The sequence below is a fragment of the Roseateles sp. P5_E4 genome (genome assembly GCF_054049255.1).
Genome location: NZ_JBFUMS010000020.1, coordinates 21516 through 43132 on the forward strand (window position 1 = coordinate 21516; position 21617 = coordinate 43132).

7 protein-coding genes are annotated in these 21617 nt (G+C 64.2%); 4 read left to right on the top strand and 3 right to left on the bottom strand.

The window, feature by feature from the left end:
- Positions 1–9 precede the first annotated feature (9 nt).
- From ACXJLH_RS27770 to ACXJLH_RS27780, 3 genes are read right to left on the bottom strand one after another with little or no spacing between them, the layout of a single operon-like run.
- Entirely contained in the window at positions 10–2379 is a 2370-nt protein-coding gene (locus ACXJLH_RS27770) for a sodium:solute symporter family transporter (protein WP_457447606.1), read from the bottom strand.
- Positions 2376–3272, bottom strand: a complete 897-nt coding sequence (locus ACXJLH_RS27775; RefSeq protein WP_457447608.1) for an HpcH/HpaI aldolase/citrate lyase family protein — start codon at positions 3270–3272, stop codon at positions 2376–2378. Before ACXJLH_RS27775 ends, ACXJLH_RS27770 begins: the two co-directional genes overlap by 4 nt.
- Positions 3273–3324: 52 nt before the next feature.
- Positions 3325–4212, bottom strand: a complete 888-nt coding sequence (locus ACXJLH_RS27780) for a LysR substrate-binding domain-containing protein (protein WP_457447610.1) — start codon at positions 4210–4212, stop codon at positions 3325–3327.
- Between the two features lie 102 nt (positions 4213–4314).
- Here ACXJLH_RS27780 and ACXJLH_RS27785 point away from each other — a divergent pair, with 102 nt between their 5' ends.
- The 4 genes from ACXJLH_RS27785 to ACXJLH_RS27800 all read left to right on the top strand — a co-directional run bounded on the left by ACXJLH_RS27785 (position 4315) and on the right by ACXJLH_RS27800 (position 21491).
- The gene (locus ACXJLH_RS27785; RefSeq protein WP_457447612.1) at positions 4315–4920 is read left to right on the top strand and encodes a hypothetical protein; all 606 of its coding nucleotides are present in this window, start codon (positions 4315–4317) and stop codon (positions 4918–4920) included.
- 123 nt (positions 4921–5043) lie between these two features.
- Positions 5044–6543 carry a protein adenylyltransferase SelO gene (locus ACXJLH_RS27790; protein WP_457447614.1) on the top strand — a complete coding sequence of 500 codons (1500 nt, stop codon included), beginning with the start codon at positions 5044–5046 and terminating at the stop codon, positions 6541–6543.
- 375 nt (positions 6544–6918) lie between these two features.
- Complete coding sequence (locus ACXJLH_RS27795; RefSeq protein ID WP_457447616.1) at positions 6919–21153, top strand: hypothetical protein; 14235 nt, start codon at positions 6919–6921, stop codon at positions 21151–21153.
- Positions 21153–21491, top strand: a complete 339-nt coding sequence (locus ACXJLH_RS27800) for a hypothetical protein (protein ID WP_457447618.1) — start codon at positions 21153–21155, stop codon at positions 21489–21491. Before ACXJLH_RS27795 ends, ACXJLH_RS27800 begins: the two co-directional genes overlap by 1 nt.
- The last annotated feature ends 126 nt before the right edge of the window (positions 21492–21617 follow it).

Genomic DNA, 21617 nt, shown 5'->3' on the forward strand with positions numbered 1-21617 from the left:
CCGGCGAGGTTACTCCACGGCGTCCTGCCTGTAGATCGTCAGCCCGCGCAGCGAGCGCGTCGGCACCGGGAAGAACAGGCTGGCCAGATAGCCCACGACGATGCACAGCATGATGGACATGCCGAGATACAGGTAGGGGTGCAGCAGCTTGAAGTACCAGGCCACCGTCGTCAGCAGGATGGCCGCAGCGACGCCGATGGCCACGCCGGGCGAGTTGGCGCGGCGCGTGAGCATGCCCAGCGTGTAGGCGCCCGCGAAGCCACCACCGAGCAGGCCGGCCAGCTCGATGGAAACGTCGAACAGCGAGTGGATGTCATAGCGCGACAGCAGCAGCGCGAAGGCGATGCCCAGCAGGCCGGCGGCCACCGTCATCCACTCCGCGAAGCGCACGCTGCGGGCCGGGTCGGGGTTCTTCACGAGCTTCTCGTAGAAGTCCACCGAGGCCAGCGTCGACACGCTGTTGATGATGCTGGACAGCGTCGCCATCGCCGCGGCAAAGATGCCGGCAATGATGAGGCCGGTCAGGCCCGTGGGCAGCTCAGCCGCGATGAAGAGGGGGAAGGTCGCGTCGATGCTGAGCAGCGGGTTCATGCGCTCGGGGTGGGCCTTGTAGAAGACGAACAGCGCCGTGCCGATGGTGTAGAAGACGATGCCGCCGGGGATCATGATGGCCGCGAAGGCCCAGATCGAGCGGCCGGCTTCCTTGGCGTTGGCCGTGGACAGCGTGCGCTGCATCAGCACCTGGTCCTTGGGAAAGGTCAGCACGACGTCGAACAGCACCAAGAAGAGGAAGCCCCAGACGGTGGCCTTGCTGAGGTCGAAGCTGAAGTCGAAGACGCGGGTCTTGTTCTCGGCCGCTGCCGTGCGCATGAACTCGGCCATGCCGCCGTCCAGCGACCAGACGATGAAGGCGATGGCGAACAGGGCGCCGCCCATCTTGACGACGAGCTGCACGACGTCGGTCCACACCACCGCCTTCATGCCGCCCAGCGCCGTGTAGCAGATGGTGAACAGGCCCATCATCAGGATGCTCCACGTCACCGGGACGCCGGTGATGGTGGCGATGGCCAGCGACGGCAGGTAGAGGATGACGCTCATGCGGCTGCCGAGCTGGGTCAGCATGAACAGGCCGCTGGCCAGCATGCGGATGGCGGGGTGGAAGCGCGTCTCCAGGTAGGAAAACACGCTCATCAGGTCCAGCCGGCGCAGCAGCGGCACGATCCACACCGCGACGAACATCAGGCCGAGCACGGCGATGAGGTTGTTCGTCATGTACTGCCAGTTGGTCTCGAAGGCCTTGGCGGGGATGGCGATGTAGCTGATGGAGCTCGTGTTGGCCGCGTAGAGGCTGACGCCCGCGGCCCAGAACGGGATCTTGCGGCCACCGACGAAGAACTCGGTGGTCGACTGGCGTTTCTCGCGCAGATAGAAGTACAGGCCCATGCCGAGCATGGCGGCGAGGTAGACGACGATGACGATCCAGTCCAGCGGCTTGAGCAGCAGCTTGCCGGACTCGACCTCCAGCGTCGCTGCCTTGCCGGTGCCGTCCAGCCACAGCCAGCCGTCTTGCCAGGGCAACGCCTGGGTGATGCCGCTCAAGGAGCTGTCCGGCAGTTCGGCCCAGGACTGGGTGATGGTCTGCCAGCTCATCAGCCGCGGCGCGCCACCGGCCAGGGGCTGGATGACGAAGAGGCTGTGCGCCTGGCCGGTTGCGCGCACCCAGGGGCCAGCCAGGCGCCCGGGCAGCAAGCCGCGCGCCTCCCAGCCGGCCTCAAGCGTCCAGCGCCACAGCTGATCAGGTGCGCCCTCTTCCACGATAAAGACGGCGCGAGTCTGCGCAAACACCGCACGCGGCTTGGTGGCACCGGGCCGGCCGGCGTGGACGAGCCAACTCGCGTCCGCCGTCTGCAGCGGCAGCTCCAGCAGCACAGCGCGGCCCTGGCCGTCCAGGCCGGCAATCCAGAGCTGCTCGCCTGACAGCGCCGCGCGGGCCTCGCGCAAAGGTGCAGGCAGTGCTGGCAGAGTTTGCAGGGCAAGGCGGCCTTGCTGCAGGGTCAGTCGGGCGACGGCCCGGGTCTCGCCCTCGGCCCCCAGCAACAGCACGGACTGCCCGGCCGCCGTCGCGGACCCCAGCACCGCTTGCGTCCAGGCCTGTCGCTGCCAGCGCGCCGCGTCCGCGTCGAGCAGCCAGGCTCCGTCAGTACCGAAGGCCACGGCACGGCCATCGACGGCGGCCAGCGCCAGGGCGGGCGCAGGCAGGGCCGGCAGCGCCGCACGGCGCAGGTTGACGAGACTGTCAGCGCGCGCTCCGCAAGCCAGCAGGGCGAACAGCAGCAGCACGAAGAACGGCCGGCCCCAGGCCAGGATTCGCTCGGTCAAGAAGTCACTCCGCGGGAAGCTTGCAGCAGATGGCGCGCACGTTGGACGAAAGGGGCGTCGATCATGCGGCCGTCCAGCACGACGACGGCGTTGCCTTGAGCCTCGGCCTGGCCGGCTGCGGCGTCGACGCGCCGGGCCCAGGCGAGCTCGTCCGCACTCGGGCCGAAAACCTCGTTGGCCGGTTCGACCTGGCGCGGGTGGATGCAGCTCTTGCCGGCAAAGCCCAGGCGCCGCGCCATCTGCGCCTCGGCGCGAAAGCCGTCGAGGTTGGCGATGTCCGGGTAGGCACCGTCATAGGCCGGCACGCCGGCAGCGGCCGCCGCCATGCGCAGCGCGTGCAGCGTTGCATGCACATTGGCGCTGTCGTGACGGGCGATGCCCAGGGGCTCGTAGAGGTCGGCCAGGCCAAGTTGCAACCCGATGACGCGCGGATGGGCGGCGCCGATGTCGGCGGCACGGCCGAGCGCGGCGGCGCTTTCGATGTTGACGAGCAGGCCGACCGGCGTGGCGCGCCCAGCGGCGGCCTCCAGGTCACCCAGCAGCCTGGCGGCATGCAGCACGTCGGCCGCCGACTCGGCCTTGGGCAGGTTGATCCAGTCCAGGCCCGGTTGCATCAGCGCGCGCAGGTCGTCCTCGAACCAGGGCGTGCCCGGCGCATTGACGCGCACGATGACGAGGGGCCGGTGCCGCAGGGCCGCCGCGCGCGCCAGGGCCCCGGCAACGTCGGCGCGCGCCCGCTGCTTGGCCTCAGGCAGGACGGCATCTTCCAGGTCGAAGGACAGTGCATCGGCCGCGCCACTCAAGGCCTTGTCGAACAGCTCCGGGCGCGCACCGGGCACAAAGAGCTTGCTGCGAAAGCCGCGCGAGGAGGCGGCGGAAGGTGGGCTGAACATGGCCGGCAGTGTGGTCGAACAGAACCCAAACCAAACCTGCTGTCCGGCATCTTCAAACGATAGTTTTGCTTGCGCCCGGCGGCGGCGCGGCGGCGGCGAGCTGGGTCGCCAGCCACTGCTCGAAATGCGACGGCGGCGCCTCGGCGGGCGCCAGCAGCCAATAGCTGTCGGGGCCCTGAACCACCGTGGCAAAGGGCGCGAGCAGCTCGCCGCGCTCACACAGATCGCCGAACAGCACGGGCGACAGCAGGGCCACGCCCAGGCCCTGCACGGCGGCTCGCGCCTCCAGCTCGTAGTTCGGAAAGCGCGTCGCGACAAAGTTCGGTCGCGCGCCAGGCCGGCCTGCCGCCTGGAACCAGGCGGGCCAGCGCGGGTCGGGGATCAGCGGCAGGCCGAGCATGTCGTCCACCGTCCAGCTCTTGTTCTGCCCTGCCAGCCGCGGGCTGAGCATGGGCGTGCCTTGCTCGGGCAGCAGCTGGGTCGCACGGTAGCCGGGCCAGGGTCCGCTGCCGCTGCGGATGGCGACGTCAAAGCTGCCGGCTGGTGACAGGCCCTGGCCGGCGTCCAGCTCGATCGCGTCTGCTCCGGCGAGCACCTGGTAGCTGGCCAGGCGCGGCACCAGCCAGCAGGCAGCGAAGGTGGGCGCGCAAGTCACGCGCAGCGGCGGCCGCGCGCGGCGGCAGGCGTCGACCGCCGTGCGCATCAGCGCCAGCGCCTGCTCCACACCGGCCGCCAACGCCGCGGCGCGCCCCGTCACGATGAGCCTGGGGCCGTGGCGGCCGAAGAGCTTGACGCCGAGCTGAGCTTCGAGCGCGCGCATGCGCTGGCTGACCGCGGTCGGCGTGATCGCCAGTTCGTCGGCCGCGCGCGAGAAATTGCCATGTCGCACGCAGGCCGCAAGCACGCGCAGCGACTCAAGCGGCAGCGCGGGCGAGTTCATGGCCATTTGAAGAGCGGCTTCACATCAAGCGCAGGATTCATCGTTTTGAGCGGCACCGGAGAGATTCCTAGACTGGGTTTCCAACCAGCAAGAGACCGCCACATGCCCACATCATCGACTCAAAACCTCGCCGCCTTTGCGATGCTCACCGCGCTGGCATGCACTCCTGCAGCCGCCGCCGAACCGCCCGGCTACACGCTGGCGCGCCAGGGCGACATGCACGACTTCGACTTCCTAGGCGGCGCCTGGACCACGGTGCAGCGCCGCCTGAAGGCGCGCAACACCGGCAGCCGCGACTGGGAGGAGTTCCCGGCCAATCTGTGCCTGACGCACTATCTGGACGGCATCGCCAACGTCGACGAACTCCACATGCCCACGCTGGGCCGCCGTGGCCTGACGCTGCGGGCCTTTGACACGCAAAAGCGCCAGTGGTCCATCTACTGGGTCAGCAGCCCGTCGGGTCGGCTCGATCCCATCCCCGTCGTCGGCGGCTTTCAGGGCGGCCGCGGTGAGTTCTATGGCGAAGACAAGGACGGCGACAAACCGGTCAAGGTGCGCTTCATCTGGGAGAACCTGGACCGCGACCATGCCCGCTGGGCGCAGGCTTTCTCCTACGACGACAAGACCTGGGAGACCAACTGGACCGCCGAGTTCACGCGCGCAGATCCGGCACGACTCTGCGACCAGGGCCGGCCGCGGCGGTCCTGAATTTCCCGGAGGACAAAGCCTTTATCGAATGCGGGGGTAGCCGGGTGGTGCGCCCCTGCTCAAGCCTGCGCCGCAAGGCCCACCGTTTGCCGGCACACTGGCGTCCGACATATCGGAATCCAGATGCATCGTTTCGGTTTCACCAACACCTACGCCCGCGAACTGCCTGGCGCCGCCGTGGCCTGGAAGCCTGCCGTGGTGCCAGAGCCGCGCCTGCTGTTCGCCAACGCTGAGTTGGCCGAAGAGCTCGGCCTGCCGGCCGACGTGCTGAGCGGCCCGGACGCTGCAGCACTCTTCTCCGGCAACCTCCTGCCAGACGATGCAGAGCCCATCGCGCAGGCCTATGCGGGCCATCAGTTCGGCGGGTTCTCGCCGCAGTTGGGCGACGGCCGCGCCTTGCTGCTCGGCGAGGTGGTCGACACGTCGGGCCGGCGCCGCGACATCGCCTTCAAAGGCTCGGGCCGCACACCGTTTTCGCGCGGCGGCGACGGCAAGGCGGCCGTCGGCCCGATGCTGCGCGAGGTGCTGATCGGCGAGGCCATGCATGCATTGGGGATCCCCACCACGCGGGCCCTTGCCGTGGTGGCGACCGGCGAGCCGGTGTACCGCGAGACGCCGTTGCCCGGCGCGGTGCTGACCCGCGTGGCCGCCAGCCATCTGCGCGTGGGCACCTTTCAGTTCTTCGCGTCGCGTGGCGATCTGGACACCTTGCGCCGTCTGGCCGACTACACCATCGCCCGCCATGACCCGGCGCTCACCGGAGCGCCCGACCGCCACCTCGGGCTGCTGCGCGCCGTCGCGGAGCGCCAGGCCAGGCTGGTGGCGCAGTGGATGAACGTGGGCTTCATCCACGGCGTGATGAACACCGACAACATGGCGCTGTCCGGCGAGACCATCGACTACGGCCCTTGCGCCTTCATGGAGGCCTATGACCCGCAAGCCGTCTTCAGCAGCATTGACCATGCCGGCCGCTACGCCTATGGCAATCAGCCCGGCATCGCCCGCTGGAACCTGGCGCGCTTCGCGGAAACCTTGCTGCCGTTGATGGCAGACACCGACGACGAGCCGGCCATTGAGCGCGCCGTGGCCGAAGCGACGGCCGTCATCGACGAATTTCCCGCGGTGCTGGCCGGCGAACTGCTGCGTGGCCAGCGGCAAAAACTGGGCTTGCTCGCTGCCACGCCAGCGGACGACGAGGCCGACGCCGCGCTGGCGAACGACTGGCTGAAGTTGCTGCACATGCAAGCGGTCGACTTCACGCTCGCCTGGCGCCATCTGGCCTCGGCAGCCGAAGGCCGCCCCGAGCCGCTGCGCGACCTCTTCGCCGACCGCGCGACGCTGGACGTGTGGCTGTCCCGCTGGCGCGAGCGTTGCGCCCGTGATGGCGCGGTCGACGGCACGGCGCGCGTCGCGCGCATGCGCCGCGCCAGCCCCGCAGTCATTCCGCGCAACCACCTCGTCGAAGAAGCCCTGGCCGCCGCGACCGAGGGCGATCTGCAGCCCTTCAACGCGCTACTGGCCGCGCTGCTCAACCCCTGGGATGAGGCGGCGCTCCTGACACGCTATGCGGTGCCGGCGCCCACCGAGGTGACCGCGCGATTCCGCACCTTCTGCGGCACCTGAACCGCACCGGCCAGCACAACCAAGGAGGCGTCCCGCTGCGCCTGCGATGCCAATGAGAGAGGCTTGCCTGGGCGCCTAAGCCCAGAGAGTACAGGTATGCAATCGCCTCCCTGCATTGCTCGGGATACACCCAACTCCCCCTGAAACTTCGCTCAGAGCGAGGTCCCGCGGCCCGTCTACCAAGTAGACCAGACCGACAAAGAGCTACCCGCGAGGCGAACTGCCGGAACGTTCGCGGCATCGGCATAAGGGCCAACTGCAACAAATTGCAACCAAATCTAAACCGAAGTCACCTTCTCTGGATAAGAGAGCTTATCTGAGGGCTACCGCCCATCGCCGCCCTGGTGGCGGAATGAACTTCGAGGGAGATTTGACATGGTGGCAGTGGTGACGGGCGGCGGCTTGGGTCTGAACCTGGGCTCGGGTTTGGTGCTAGGTGCCGCGGGCTTTGGCGGCTCGGCAACCCTAGGCCGCCAGGGTGAGCGGGTTTACGTCAATGCCGCCACCGGCAACCTGATCGTGCAGTCCCGAGACGAACTGCTCGGCGGCCGCGGCCCGGACGCCGCAGGTCTGCGCACTTACAACAGCTTGGGCTCCTTCGTCGACGACAACGGCGACAACTGGCTGCCTGGCCTGGTCCGCAAGGTCTGGCTCGGCAGCGGCACCGCCAACGCCTCCAACTCGACCGCCCTGCGCCGCGATGAAGACGGCTCCGAGGCTCTATTCAACTGGGACAGCGGTCTCAATTGCTACGTCAACTACGACGGCGCTGGCGCCTATGACACTCTCAGCTTCGACGCAGGTAGTGGCAACTGGATCTTCACCGACGGCACCAGCTGCACGGTGGAGGGCTACGCCGGCAGTACCGGCCGTCTGCTCAGTGTCACGGATGCCAACGGACAGGCACTCAGCTTCGCCTATGACGGTGCCGGTCTCCTCTCCAGCGTCACCACCGCCGCGGGCGAAATAACCTATTACGACTACAGCGGTACGCAGCTCACTCAACTGCGGACCGTCTCCAAGAGCATCGAAGGCGGTAGCTTGGACCGCACCTTCACCCGCGTGCGCTACAGCTACGACGAAAGCAACCGGCTAAAAACCGTCACCGTCGACCTGAGCCCCGAAGACAACAGCGTCACCGATGGCCGCGTCTTCACCACCGCCTACACCTACGACGGCAGCAGCAAACGGATTGCGAGCATCACGCAAAGCGACGGTGCCAAGCTCAGTTTCACGTACGACGCAGGCTTGCGCATCGAGACCGTCACTGACGCATTGAACGGCGTGACTATCTTCGCCTACAACACCGTCGATCGCACGACCACCGTCACCGATGCTCTTAGCCAGGCCACCACGTATCGCTACGACAGCGCCAACCGCCTGACCCACGTCACCAGTGCCGCCGTCAACGGCGTCAGCAGCACCACCCGCTACGACTACAACGGCAAGGGTGACGTCATCGCCGTCGTCGACGCCGAAAACCGCGCCGTGACGATGGCCCACGACGCTTGGGGAAACCTCATCCGTCAGGCGGACGACGCCGGCAACGTCGTGCGTCGCAACTACAACGCGCAAAACCAGCTCAAGGCGGAAACCATCGCGACAGCTGGCGAGCCTGGCCCCCTGACGTCCTCTACCCGATACGTCTACGACACAAGCGGCACAAGACTGCGTTTCACCGTCAGTCCGGATGGCCGCGTCAGCGAGTACCGCTACAACGCGCAAGGCCAGCGCACCAGCGCCCACCAATACGCCGGAGCCACCTACGCCACGTCGAACTGGCCCTGGGACAACTGCCCCAGTGAAGCCGACATGGCCAGCTGGGTTGCCGCCCAAGATCGCACGAAGACCCAGCGCACCGACTACGCCTACGACTGGCGCGGCCAGCTCAGCAAGAGCACCAGCTACGACAGCGTAGATGCGGCCGGTAGCGGCCAGGGCGCGACGAGCACACAGTACGTCTACGACGCTGCTGGCCAGCTTCTCAAGACGATCGACGCTCGCAACGGCGTCACGCAATTGACTTACGACGGTTTGGGGCGCGTGCTCACCGTTACCAACGCGCTCAACCAGATCAGCGTCAATAGCTATGACGACGTTGGCGGCGTCGTGCGAACAACGGCCTTCAATGGGTTGGTCACTACCACCACCTTCGACAAGCTCGGACGGACCGTCAGTGTTGTTGAGAGCGCCAATGCGGCGCCGGCAGTCAGCTACACCGCGGTCACCTTGCCGTCGCTCAACACGAATATCGCCAGCTGGTCAGACGGCGGCACCTACGGACCGCTGTTCCCGAGCACGAAGACGCTGGCTGGAGTGCAGTTTGCGTTCCAGGGCACGCCCTCCACCAACAATTCTGTCGCCTCCGGCGATTACGACATTGGCGTGAATGCGTTCGGAGCTACCCACGTATACACACTGATCAGTACGTCCCGGGGTACGACGGGCGCCAACGTTGGCTCCATCACCTTCATCGGCAGCGCCGGTGCCAGGCACACCGTCTCGCTTATCGAAGGCGAGAACGTGCGCGACCACTATTACGGCAGTTACACCAACACCCTGTCCGCCAGCTATGTGACGCCGACGGTTTGGGGCGTCGAAGGCGCGGGCCGCGCCCACCTCGACATGCAGGATTTCGTGCTGCCCAGCGAATTCCAGACGCAAACGCTGACGAACATCGTGTTCAGCTCGACGGGTGGCATGGCCGGCATGCCCGTGCTCGTCGCAGCCACCGTCGCTACAGCCGGCAGTCCGGTCGCTACAGCCGGCAGCCCGACCTATGTCACGGCCGCCAACATGACGCTGACAGGCAGCGCCTTGACCAAGACCAGCGGCAGCAACGCCTGGGACGGAGGCGCCAACAGCAAGCAAGGCATCGCGGGCGGCGCGAGTGTGCGCTTCAGACCGGCGCAGAACAACAAGGCGCTGATGATTGGGCTCAACACCGACCCAGCCAGCGACAACGGCTATGCCAGCATGGACTGGTCGATCTATGCGGCGGCAAATGGTCGAATCTACGCTTATCGCGATGGTAGCCAGCTCGGCGATATAGGCTCGTATGTCGCAGGTGATCTGCTGGAGGTCAGCTACAACGGCGGCGCCGTTCGCTTCTCGCGAAATGGTCAGTTGCTGCAATCCATTGACGCCCTCATCAGTCAGCCGCTGTACGCCGATTCATCGTTCTACGACGTGGGTGGCCAGGTAAGCGATCTGCATTTCCAACCCTATACGTTCACCAATGGAGCTTTCGTCACCACAGGCGGCTTGACCATTGACGGCACGGCGGCGACCAAGACAGGCGGTGTGGCGGACTCCTGGACTTCTGGCTTCCGCTCGAAGGTGGGTTACACCGGCAGCGCGAGCGTGAGCTTCCGGGCGACCAGCAAAGACAAGCACATGCTCGTCGGACTGACCACCAACGGCGCTGCTGGTGGTGACTTCAATTCGGTCCACTGGGGCATTTACGTCGGGACCTCAAGTCTCAGCATCTACGAAAGCGGCCGCGCTGCTCCAGGAGGATGGGACTACCAAGCCGGGGATGAACTCAGCGTCAGTTACGACGGGACCGCCGTCAGGTACATGAAGAACGGCGTCGTCTTCTATTCGACGACGACCGCCATCACACAGCCGCTGTATGCGGACTCGTCCTTCTTCCACACTGGCGGCCAGATCACCGACCTCGTCTTCACTGGCAGCGTCGCTCTCGGAGGCGTAAAGAGCTTCTACGACGCCGACAGCCGGCTGCGCATGACGCAAGATGCCGGCGGCTCGCGCCAATGGTTCTTCTACGACGATGCCGACCGGCTGATCGGCCAGGTCAATGCGCTCGGCCAGCTCACCAAGACTGCCTACAACAAGGCCGGTCAGGCGACACAGACGATTGCCTATGCCAACCTGGTCAACCTCACGAGCCTAATCGACAGCAACGGTCGCCCCACGAACGTCACGTTGGCCAGCATCCAGCCCACCGACAGCGCCGACGACACCAAGCGCTGGAGTGCCTATGACAGCACGGGGCGACTCGCCAAGACTGTCAGCCCCCTGGGCGAGGTGACCGAGTTCATCTACGACGCTGCTGGGCGCCTTTTCCTGACCCGGCGCTACGCCAACACCATTGCCACCGCTGGCCTTGCCAGCGCGCCGGTTGCAAGCGCGATCGCGCCCGTCGCGACCGGCCGCGATCAAATTCAACGCAGCTTCTACGACAACGACGGACTGCTGGTTGGAACCCTTGATGCGACGGGCAGCCTGAGCGAGCACCAATATGACGCCGCCGGCCGACTTGTCGCCAAGGTTGAGCGCACTCAGTTCGCGACTGCGAGCCAGGTCAGCTTGGCCACCAATGCCGCGACGGCGCTGGCGCAAGTCCGCCCGGGTGACTCCGGCAACGACCGCAAGACGCTGAACTTCTTCGACGCCCGGGGTCTGCTGGTCGGGCAGCTCGATGGAGAAGGTGGTTTTACCGAAACCGTTTACGACGCCGCCGGCAATGTCAGCCAGACGCTCAGCTATGGGCTCAAGGCGGTTGGGTTCAACACGACGAGCCTGCTATCCAGCATTCGAGCCGCTGCGGGTGGCCTCAAAGGGAAGACGGCCTACGAATATGACTTGATCAATCGTGTGCTCAAGCAGCGCGTTGATCCAGAAGGGCTGGATTTGATAACCACCAGCACCTATGACGACGGGAATAATCAGCTTTATGTGACTGATCCGAATGGGATTACCAGTGTCAGCCAACTGGACGCCAAAGGGCGAGTCACCGCCACGATTCATGATGCCATCGGCCTGAACCTCCGCACAAGTGCAACTTACGACGCGCAAGGAAAGCTGATAAGCAGCATGGATTCCGGCGGCGTAACCACGTCCACAAAATATGACGCGCTTGGACGCAAGCTTGAGCAAACCGCGAATGTTGCGGGCGGGGCAAATCTCAGCTACCTGTATGACGCACAAGGCAATTTAGCATCCTTGTGGACCAATGGACAGCCGACGTATTACATATATGACCAAAATGGCCGGCTCCGCTATGAACTCGATGCGTCCTTCGCGGCCACCGAATTCCAGTATGACGCGCAAGGAAATTGCATAAAGAAGACGGTTTATGCCAACAAGGCAACCGGCTTCAGTTCCGTGCAAGTAGCCGGCGGCCAATACAAAAACAGCTTTACCTCCATCACGCCAGATGCGGCCAAGGACCTAGTGACGCGCTATGTGTATGACACAGCGGGTCACAAGCGTTTTGAAATTGACGCATTGAATGCTGTCACCGAGTATCGTTTTGACGCGTCGGGCCAACAGATACAAACGCTGCAGTACGACCGCACGTCAGCCATTTCCGGCAATCCGACAGAAGCGCAAATGGCCACGCTTCTCAGTCCGGTCACGACTCGATTCGATACGACTGCAGAGGGTTTTGGCGGCAGCAATTCCGTGTGGGAGAACGGGCAACTCAAGCTGATCAGCCAACCGCAGTCTGTTGGGTGGGCGCAAGTCAACAGCGCTCGACTCTTCAACACGGGTGCATCATTCAAGCTTGATGTCACGCCGACCCAGATGCAGCAGTCGCTGCATACGATGGTTGTCAGCAATACCAATAATAGCAACCGCCTGGCGTTGATTTGGAAAAACGACGGGACCGCGTGGGCCCAGACTTTTGATGTTCCTTCGAACAGCTGGAAGGAAGTGAAGATTGGCACCTACAGTGCCGGCACTTCTTACACCGTCGAATTTCTGACGACTCCTTTCGGTGCAACGGTTTATGCCTACGAGAAAGGCAGTTCTCGCGTGACAGGCATGACCTATGCCTCCACTGGTGTCATTGACTGGCAGCAAGTCAGACTTGCATTCGCCACCAATACCGCATCAACGCTGCCCGGTGTGACGACGGCGTACATCGACAATATCGAGGAGCAGATTCCAGTACGTGAGTTCCGAAGCGTTTATGACGCGGCTGGCCGCAAGCGTTTTGAAATCGACCCGCTGGGTGCCGTCACGGAATCAAGATATGACGCCGTCGGCCGTGTGACGCAGACGCTCCAGCACGAACGCTTGATAAGCGTGGCCGGCCTGCCAACCGAAGCCCAGATGGTGGCGTTGTTGGCGCCCGCCGTGGCCCGCTTTGATTCTGGAACCGAGGGTTTTACAGGTAGTAATTCGACCTGGGAGGGCGGGCAACTCAAGTTGATAAGCCAGCCCCAATCGGGCGGTTGGGTAAGCGTGTACAGCCCGCGCAGCCAGAATCCTGGTGCGGCGTTCAAATTCGATCTGACGCCAACGCAACTGCAACAATCGCTTCATACGATGGTTGTGAGCACAACCGGCGAAAGCTCGAACCGCTTGGCTGTGATCTGGAGTAATGATGGAAATGCGTACGCGCAAATCTTCGAGCCAGCAGCGAACAACTGGAAAACAACCCTCCTCGGCAAATATACGGCTGGCACGACGTACACGGTCGAGTTTCTGACCAATGCCCGAGGTGCCAGTGTCTGCGTATACAAAAAGGGTAGTGATCGCTCCGCTGGCATGACATACACCAGCACACGCGACTTTGATTGGACAAAGGTCGTGCTGGGATTCGCCACCAACACATCCGCGTCGCTGCCGGGCGTGACGACGGCCTACGTCGACAACCTTGAAGAAACCGCGCCGAGCGCCCGCGCGACCACCTACGTCTACGACGCCGCCGGTCGTCTGACCTATACCCAGGATGCCTTGGGTGGCGTGGTGAAGAACCGCTTTGACAAGGCTGGCAACGTCATTGAACGAATCGACTACGCCAACCGCGTCTCGACCGGGCTGCCAGCAACACTTGCCGCCTTTGACGCCGCCGTCAGATCGAACGCAGGGGACCACCGTACCCGCTTTGTCTACGACGCCGCAGGCCGTGTCCGGTACACGGTCGCCCAGGCCGATACGACACAGGCTGTCGTCACCGAAACCGTTTTCGACAGGGCAGGCAGGGTTGCGCGCACCATCCAGTACGCCGACTCCATTGCGTACGCCGCCGTGACCGATACGGCCACCGAAGCATCCGTTCGCACGCTCTTGCCCGTCAGCACCCTGAATGCACGCGAATCGTTCTTTACCTATGACGGATTCGGCCGTCTCGAGTTCACCGCGCAATCGCACCGCGTCGTGGGCACGGACAAGTTCTTCAGCGTCACTCGGCACAGCTATAACGCGCAGGGCCGGCTCCAAAAGCAGACTGCCTATGTCAATGAGTTGTTGACCAGCGACCTGTTGGCAGGCGGCCGGCTCCCGACCACGGCGCTGGTCGCCGGCAAGGTCAGCGCCAATGCGGCAAAGGACCGGACGCGTTCCTACAACGTGTACGACGAAGTCGGCAACCTGAAGGAAGCGACGGATGCTGAAGGGTACAAGGAGTCGTTCAAGTACGACGCCTTTGGCCGCAAGACCGAATACGCCAACCAGTTGGGCACGACCAACTATGTCTACAACGCTGGCGGACAACTCATTGAGGAATGGAGCCCGAGCGTATCGGCGTACGGCGTTGACAGCGGCCTCAACGTCAACCTCGTCGGCAATACCACCTCACGCATCCTCACTCGCTTCACCTATGACGCCTTCGGCAACATGGCCAGCCGGACGGAGGCAGCAAATGTTGCAAGCCAGCAGCGCACAACCTACTACGCCTATGACGCCTTGGGGCGGCAGACGCAGACCCGCTTCGCCCCCGTCGGCGTATACGACGCCACTCTGGACAACCTCAGCACCAATGGCGCAGTCGATGCCAATGGCGTGGGCGGCGCAGTCAGCCGCACGGAAGCAAACCGCGCACTGACCTCGACGACGATCTACGACGCCTTTGGCCAGGCGGTGGCCAATCGCGACGTCTCGGGCAACTACAGCTACAAAACCTACGACTTGCTGGGTCGCGTCGTGCTGGAGATCGACGCGAACCACAACGTCTCCAAGCACTTGTACTCTGATCTGGTGGGGCAATTCAGCGCATTGCAACGCATTGGCGCCGCAGCCACCTTCACCGACAGCTTCAGCATCAGCGCCAGCGCCCTCGCGGCCGCCGCAACGACTGCACAAACCGCCGGCAGCCAGCGCAGCGTCTATTCCTATCTGGACCTGCTGGGCCGCGTCAGCGAGACCAAGGATCTCGTGGAAGGTGCCTTCAGCTATGACGCAGCCAGCGGCCAGTCAGGCGTCTGGAACCGGGTGAGCGTCTACACCTACAACGCCTTTGGCGACCTCACGGCGAAGTCGGTTCAGCTGGACGGGAATGGCCAGACTCGACCCACGCGCGAGAGCTATCTCTACGACCTCAAGGGCGCCCTGGAACGCAGCGTCGACTCAGAAGGTGGCGTCACCGGCTACAGCCGCAACGCCTTTGGCGAAGTGAGTGAATCCGTTGAATACGCCACCAGGATCGACCCCAACAATCCCGCGGCAGCCGTGACCAGCCTGCGTGCCCGTGCCGGAGTCAGCAGCGCAATCGGCTTCGACCGCGTCACGCAGATCACGTACGACCGCCGCGGTCAGGTCGCCACCAGCACTCTGCTGAACACCGTCACCGGCAAGCGCGACATCACCACCGGCGCGCTGGACGACCGCATCGTCCACCTGCGAACGGTCAACGAATACGACGCCGCCGGTAACCTCGCTCGTACCTCCCAGGAGGTCCTCGACGCCAACAGTGGCCTCGACATCGTCACTTACGACGCTACTGCAGACTTCAATACATCGAGCAACCCCGCGGGCGCGTGGAGCTATGGCTACTCGCTGCAGGGCGGGGCTGCCTATGCCATGACGCTCTTCGACGATTTCGTGGGGTGGGGCTGGAACAAGTCTGGCCACACAACCTCGGGCGTGCCCGCCGCGTGGAAGAACGCCCTGACCTACACCCAAGCCGGTGTCGCCGCGGGTCAGGTGGCCCTGCATCCTGGCGCGGCGGCCGACGGCGACTACGCGATCATGCGCTTCACCGCACCAGCCGACGGGCTGTACAACGTGAGCGGTCAGTTCTTCGCAGGCGACACAGGTGACACGAACGGCTATATCGTGCGCAACGGCAACTTCCAGCAGCCGCTGCAGTTCTTCGCCCACACGTCCGACCCGTCGGTGTTCGCGATCGCACCACTGCAGATGGCCAGTGGGGAAACGCTGGACTTCGTGGTGGGCAAGAACGGCGCCTTCTACTCCTGCAATACGCCGCTCACGGTCAGCATCAAAAGTACCCCCGTGATCTTGGCTACCAACGGCGGCAGCACCAATTTCTATGACGGCCTTGGCCGCCTCGTCGCCACCCGCGATGCCGACAACTACGGCACCAGCATCTTCTACGACGCGTTGGGCAACGTCGTGCAAACCACTCGCCACGCCAACGCCAGCGCCGTGGTTGCATACAACTACAGCCAGCAGGCTGGCATGCGTTACCTGGACTACTACACGTCGCCGCCCGCGACACATAGCGACGACCAGATCACAACCACACGTTATGACGCACTGGGCCGTGCCATCCAGGTGCGCGATCCACTCAACAAAGGCAAGACCACCGCCGACCGCTACATGAGCTACGACGCCGCAGGGCACGTGGCCAAGCAATGGCAGGCTTACCAGGACAGTGAAGGCCAGCGCAACGCGGTCAGCTTCTTCAGTTACGACAAGGCCGGCCAGCAGACCAGCACCACAACGCTCACCCAGCGCAGGCGCAGCGACAAACTGACGTACAGCATCGAGGGCGCTGTCTACAACGCCTACGGCGAGATCACCGACAAGACGCTGCAGGAGCGGGATGCAAACGGCGCTCTTGGCACGGTCTACACCACACAGAAGAATTGGTACGACGCCGGCGGGCGCATGTGGAAGAGCATTTCGGGGGGCACCGCGAAGCTCTACTGGTATGACCTGCAGGATCACATCACGGCTGCCTTCACAAGCACCGCAGACACTACCGGCCGCGACCTGGCGACCTTTGGCGCGCCTCAGGATATCGCCTCCTACGGCCTGTCCCAGGGCGTGAGCCGCACCACCACCACCTATGACCGCGCCGGCCGCGCCACCGGCCAGACCGGCAGCGGTTCGACGCACAGCGGCGCCGTTGTCACGACCAGTTCCAGCCAGACGCTGGACCGCTGGGGCAATGCCCTGTCGATTACCAGGAACGGCAGCGAACGGCTGCGCTACCGCTACGACGCCGGCAACCGTGTCATCAGCGAGACGCAGATCGCCAACGCCGTCTACAACCTCAGCGACGTGGCCACCGTCACCGACGTCGAGAAGCGCATCTTCTACGACGCCTGGGGCCACAACATCGGCAACGTCGACGCCCTGGGCAACGCCAACGCAGCCCAGTACAACAAGCTCGGCCAGCTCCAGTACGAGTACCACGCCGACGGTGGCACCGTCACCTACACCTACGACGGGCTGGGGCGCCTGGTCACCAAGTTCGACGAACTCGAGCGCACCTACCGCTACACCTACGACCAAGCTGACCACGAAACCGGCCGCAGCGTCAGGACCAAAGAGGAAGTGCAGGCAGGCAGCAACGTCAACGGCCACAGCCTGGGCAGCAGTACCTACGACGAACTTGGCCGCAAGAAAAGCGACACCACCGGCGAGGACGCTGCCAGCTGGGGCAAGACCCGCAGCTACGACTACGACGCCCGTGGCCTGATGTGGCGCTCCATCGACGCGCTGAGCAACACCGTCCTCAGCGAGTACGACCTGGGCGGCCGCAAGGTCAAGGAGACGGATGCCAACGGGCTCGTCACCACCTGGGGCTACAACCAGTCCACAGGCCTATTGAACGCCCATGCCGATATGGGTGGCGCCACCTACACCTACCTCTACAACCAGCTCGGCCAGCTCAAGCAACAGACCAACACGCGCAGCCAGAACCTCGTCTACAGCTACTTCGAGGACGGCACGCTCAAGCAGCTCAGCGACAACTACCGCGGCTCCAACACGCTGTACGACTACGACATCGACGGCAACCGAACGCGAGAGACCTTCACGCAAAGCGGCATCGTCTTCCGCGATGTCACCAGCGTGTACGACAAGCAGGGACGCCTCACCCACACCGAAGACACCGCGCCGGGCATCATGCCGGCCGGTGCCAACGGCAAGATCCTGGAGATCGATGTTGGCTACGACGCCGCCGGCAACCGCCGCCGCGTAAGCACCTCCAGCCTCGGCCTGGGCAGCAATGGCGCAACCGCCTGGAACAACACCCTGGCCTGGTACACCTACGACACCATGAACCGGTGGCGTGGCCAGGGCAGCCTTGTCAGCGGCGCCATCCAGGAGAGCAAGTACACCGTCTTCGATGCGGCGGGGCGCGCCAAGAGCAACGTCGAGCTGACCTACACCACCAGCTACGAGTACGACTTCGCCAACCGCATCGTCAACGAGTACACCGCCAGCACCGGCGCCAAGACGACCTATGTCAAGCGCCTGGATCGGCACATCGACTACCTCGATGCCAACCAGAAGGAGACCCGCTACCTCTACGCGCGTGACCGCCAGACGGTGACTCGCATCCAGTACACCGGTACCAACTTCCTCGCCAATGGCCTGACCCAGCAAGTCAAGACCCAGGAGGAAGGTCTGGCCGCCTCCTACACCTACATGGCCCGCGTCAAGATCGAAAACCTTTGGGAGGATGTGCCGCGCAATGCCACCACCACGGCCGTCGCCCTGCAGACCACCGGGTTGCAGGTCTACGAGTACGACCGTGCGGGCAACGTCGCCAAGCTCACCGTCGATGGCTACAGCCCCATCAATGCCGATGCGAACCTCGGCAACCCCGACCAGAGCAAGCGCCAGCGCTGGTCCAGCCAGAGCACCTACCGCACCAGCTACTACCTGATGGACGGCTACCGCGAGCGCGGCCAGGCGCTCACCGGCAGCACCTGGACCGAAGGCAACAGCATCAACTCCGGTGCGACCAGCCTCACGCCCAGCGAGTCCCGCATGGGCTATGACGCGAACGGCCAGCTCGCGCAGATCACGCGCACGCTGTCCAACAGCACCCAGCAAAGCACCTGGCTCATCACCGATACCGCCGGCCACATCGTGCAGCGGCGCGAGGACACGCAGGCTGTCACCTGGGGCTACAGCGGCACCGGCTACTACAACGGCAACGTGGTGACCTCCTCGCAGGCCAACCAGGACTTCATCCTCAAGCGCTGGGCACCGGCCGACACCACCAACCCGGCGCCGCAGAACCCGCCCGCGCCCGTGGGCGGCATCATCGGCGGCACCAACGCGCTGCCCACTCAGCCGGCCCAGCGGGATGCCGGCACCTGGAACCGCCAGAGCAACTTCTTCATCAACGACCAGAGTGTGGGCAACTACACCCACACCGCGTACCCGAACAATATCTACGCCTTCGGCAACATCGACCTGGGCGCGCGCCAGAGCTTCTCCAGCCAGGACAACTCGGTTCAGTTGTACACGGTGCAAGACGGCGACACGCTACAGGCTATCGCGCAGCGCAACTGGGGAGACTCCGCGCTGTGGTACGTGCTGGCTGACACCAACGGCCTCGCACAGGGGCCCGATGCCGCGCTCAGCCCGGGCAGCACGCTGAAGGTGCCGAGCGTCGTGCGCAACACCAACACCGCCACCAGCTTCGCGGTGTACGAGCCGGCCAAGACCATTGGCAACACCAGCCCGGAGGCGGTGGTGCCGCCACCGCCGGCCAAGGCCGGTTGTGGCGCCATGGGCATGATCATCATGGTCGTCGTCGCCGTGGTGGCAACCATCGTGACGGCAGGCGCTGCCGCCATGATGATGGGCGCGGCTGGGGGCACTGGTCTTGCGGGAGCATTCAGCGCCGGACTGGCCGTGATGGGGGGGACATCCACGCTGGCGGGGGGACTGGCAGTCGCCGCAGCAGGTATCGGCGGTGCGGTGGGATCCATCGTCAGCCAGGGCGTTGGCATTGCCATCGGTGCACAAGACAAGTTCAGCTGGAAGCAAGTGGGGTTGAGTGCAGTGGGTTCCATGGTGACTGCGGGCGTGGCTTCTGCGGCCGGCACCGGAGGCATCGCAACCAAGGCGTTCGAGGTTTCAGCGAAGACTTCGCTCTACTTGAATGCGGCCATCAACGCTGCTGCTGGCAACGCCATCACGCAAGGCGTGGCGGTCGCGACTGGCTTGCAAGACAAGTTCAACTGGCGGAGCGTGGCCGCGTCGGCCATTGCGGCGCCGGCTGCGGCAGCAGCCAGCAATGCGCTCGGCAGCACCATCAACAGCACTTTCGACGGCAGTGCGTTGTTGCAAAAGGCGGCTGACGGCATCGTGCGTGGCGTTGTGGGCCAAAGCGTACGGATGCTGGTGACGAGACAGGGGCGGATGGACTATGCGTCCATTGCGGCTGACGCGTTTGGCAATGCAATTGGGGAGAGCCTGGCGGCGCCGGAAACTTCGCGAAACTGGTTCGCTGGGGCGCGTATGGGTGCCAACGGCGGTACCTCGGATCAGGCTGCCGGCTCTATCGACGCGACGGGTTCGGGGATCGGGTCGTTCACGTCCAGACTTGGGCAGCGAGCCCTTGATCAGTTGGACGATGATTACGACGCGGCGGTTGCGCGATCTGGGCGGCGTGCTCTACCGGCCGATTCGCCATCCTCAGGCGTAGTCATTCCCGACGCTTACTTGGCACGCGACGGCTCCGGGCACCCCATGCCGCAAGAACCCGTCGTGATCACAGGCCAATCGACACTTGGCAAGATTGGGGCGGACCCGGGTTATTTGGCCAATATGCGCAACATCTTCACGAGCGACATCTCGGTGGGTGCCAAGTTGAGCATGGGTTGGGGAATGACCAAGTACGCCTTCCGTGGATCCGATACGGCACAAGGCACGGTGCAGGTTGTCGGCGGGGGGATGGAGGTAGTAGGGGCTGTTGGGCTTACCTCGACAGGTGTGGGCACCGCGGTGGCCGTGCCGCTGGCCTTCCATGGTGGCGACAACATTGGGACGGGCTTGCGCCGCATCTTTGGTAGCGGGAACGGCACCACGTTGACGTACCAGGGCACATATGACCTCACGGGCTCGCGCGCGATTGCTCAGGGCGTCGATCAAGGCATTCCGTTCTTGGGTGGCGTTGCCTCGTTAGGCCAAGGGCTGCGCTTGGCAGAAAATCGCGTCCTAAGCAACACCTCGTATCGCGCTCTGAACGTTGCCGATGCACAAGCTCTGGAAGGCGGTATGGGGCTCTCCGGGAAAGCGCCCAATGGCAACTGGACTGCCGTCGAACATGTGCTGAACGCAGGCCCGCGTCGCGGAGGCGCGCAGATGAATAGCCCGTGGATCTCGACCACGCGAGACCTCAGTGTTGCAGCTGAGGGGTATAACAGCGGCAATGGCTTGGTTGCGGTGAATCTCAGTCGCGTACCGGCAGCTAGCCAAGTTGAGGTTTGGCAAGGCTTGGCCCGGTCGAATATGTACGGCGAGTCAATGGCCTACCACCGCGCCATCTGGGCTCAGGAAGTGTCCGTGTACCAGTCGATTCCTGCGCAGGCCATCTACAGCCCACTTGCGCCATTGAGCCAAGTGCAGCTGTCCCCTATCGTGGCTCGCAGCTTGCTGACAGGCGGGGTTGGTACGTTTAGATTTGGAGATGGCAACTGATGAGCAGTATTGAAGATGTAGCCGCAGAGCTGCGGAGCAGCGGGGCGGAGTTGGTTACGGCACTGCAGACCACGAGGGAAATTAAACAGCAGGCCTTTGAACGCCTTGACCAGGCGTCCAGAGAGCTGGCTCGACTGTTAAAAGGGGCAGATCAACTGCCCCGACAGATCGTGAACGACCTCTATCTCACAGCCAAGATTCTTGAGAACGAGGCGCCATACTCGAAAGACAACGCGCGTGTTGGACAGATGGCCTCCGCGCTCTACATGACCTTCGATCTCATCCTTCTTGGCGAGTCACATGAGGATCGTCGGTCGGGGGTGCCCCGGGCTCGATAGAAGCAACTGCAAGGCGTGGAGCACGTCTCCGACCACACCTGTGGTCAACCGCCCTTGCAAATTCTCCCCCAATGCCCGCTGCCGCAGCGTGACCGGCCTTCGAGCCGTTCACCGCTGTGGCAAACT

Excerpts from the sequence above, each read along its gene's own strand:
- ACXJLH_RS27775 (WP_457447608.1), bottom strand. The coding sequence starts at position 3,272 with ATGTTCAGCCCACCTTCCGCCGCCTCCTCGCGCGGCTTTCGCAGCAAG.
- ACXJLH_RS27780 (WP_457447610.1), bottom strand. The coding sequence starts at position 4,212 with ATGAACTCGCCCGCGCTGCCGCTTGAGTCGCTGCGCGTGCTTGCGGCC.
- ACXJLH_RS27785 (WP_457447612.1), top strand. The coding sequence starts at position 4,315 with ATGCCCACATCATCGACTCAAAACCTCGCCGCCTTTGCGATGCTCACC.
- ACXJLH_RS27790 (WP_457447614.1), top strand. The coding sequence starts at position 5,044 with ATGCATCGTTTCGGTTTCACCAACACCTACGCCCGCGAACTGCCTGGC.
- ACXJLH_RS27795 (WP_457447616.1), top strand. The coding sequence starts at position 6,919 with ATGGTGGCAGTGGTGACGGGCGGCGGCTTGGGTCTGAACCTGGGCTCG.
- ACXJLH_RS27800 (WP_457447618.1), top strand. The coding sequence starts at position 21,153 with ATGAGCAGTATTGAAGATGTAGCCGCAGAGCTGCGGAGCAGCGGGGCG.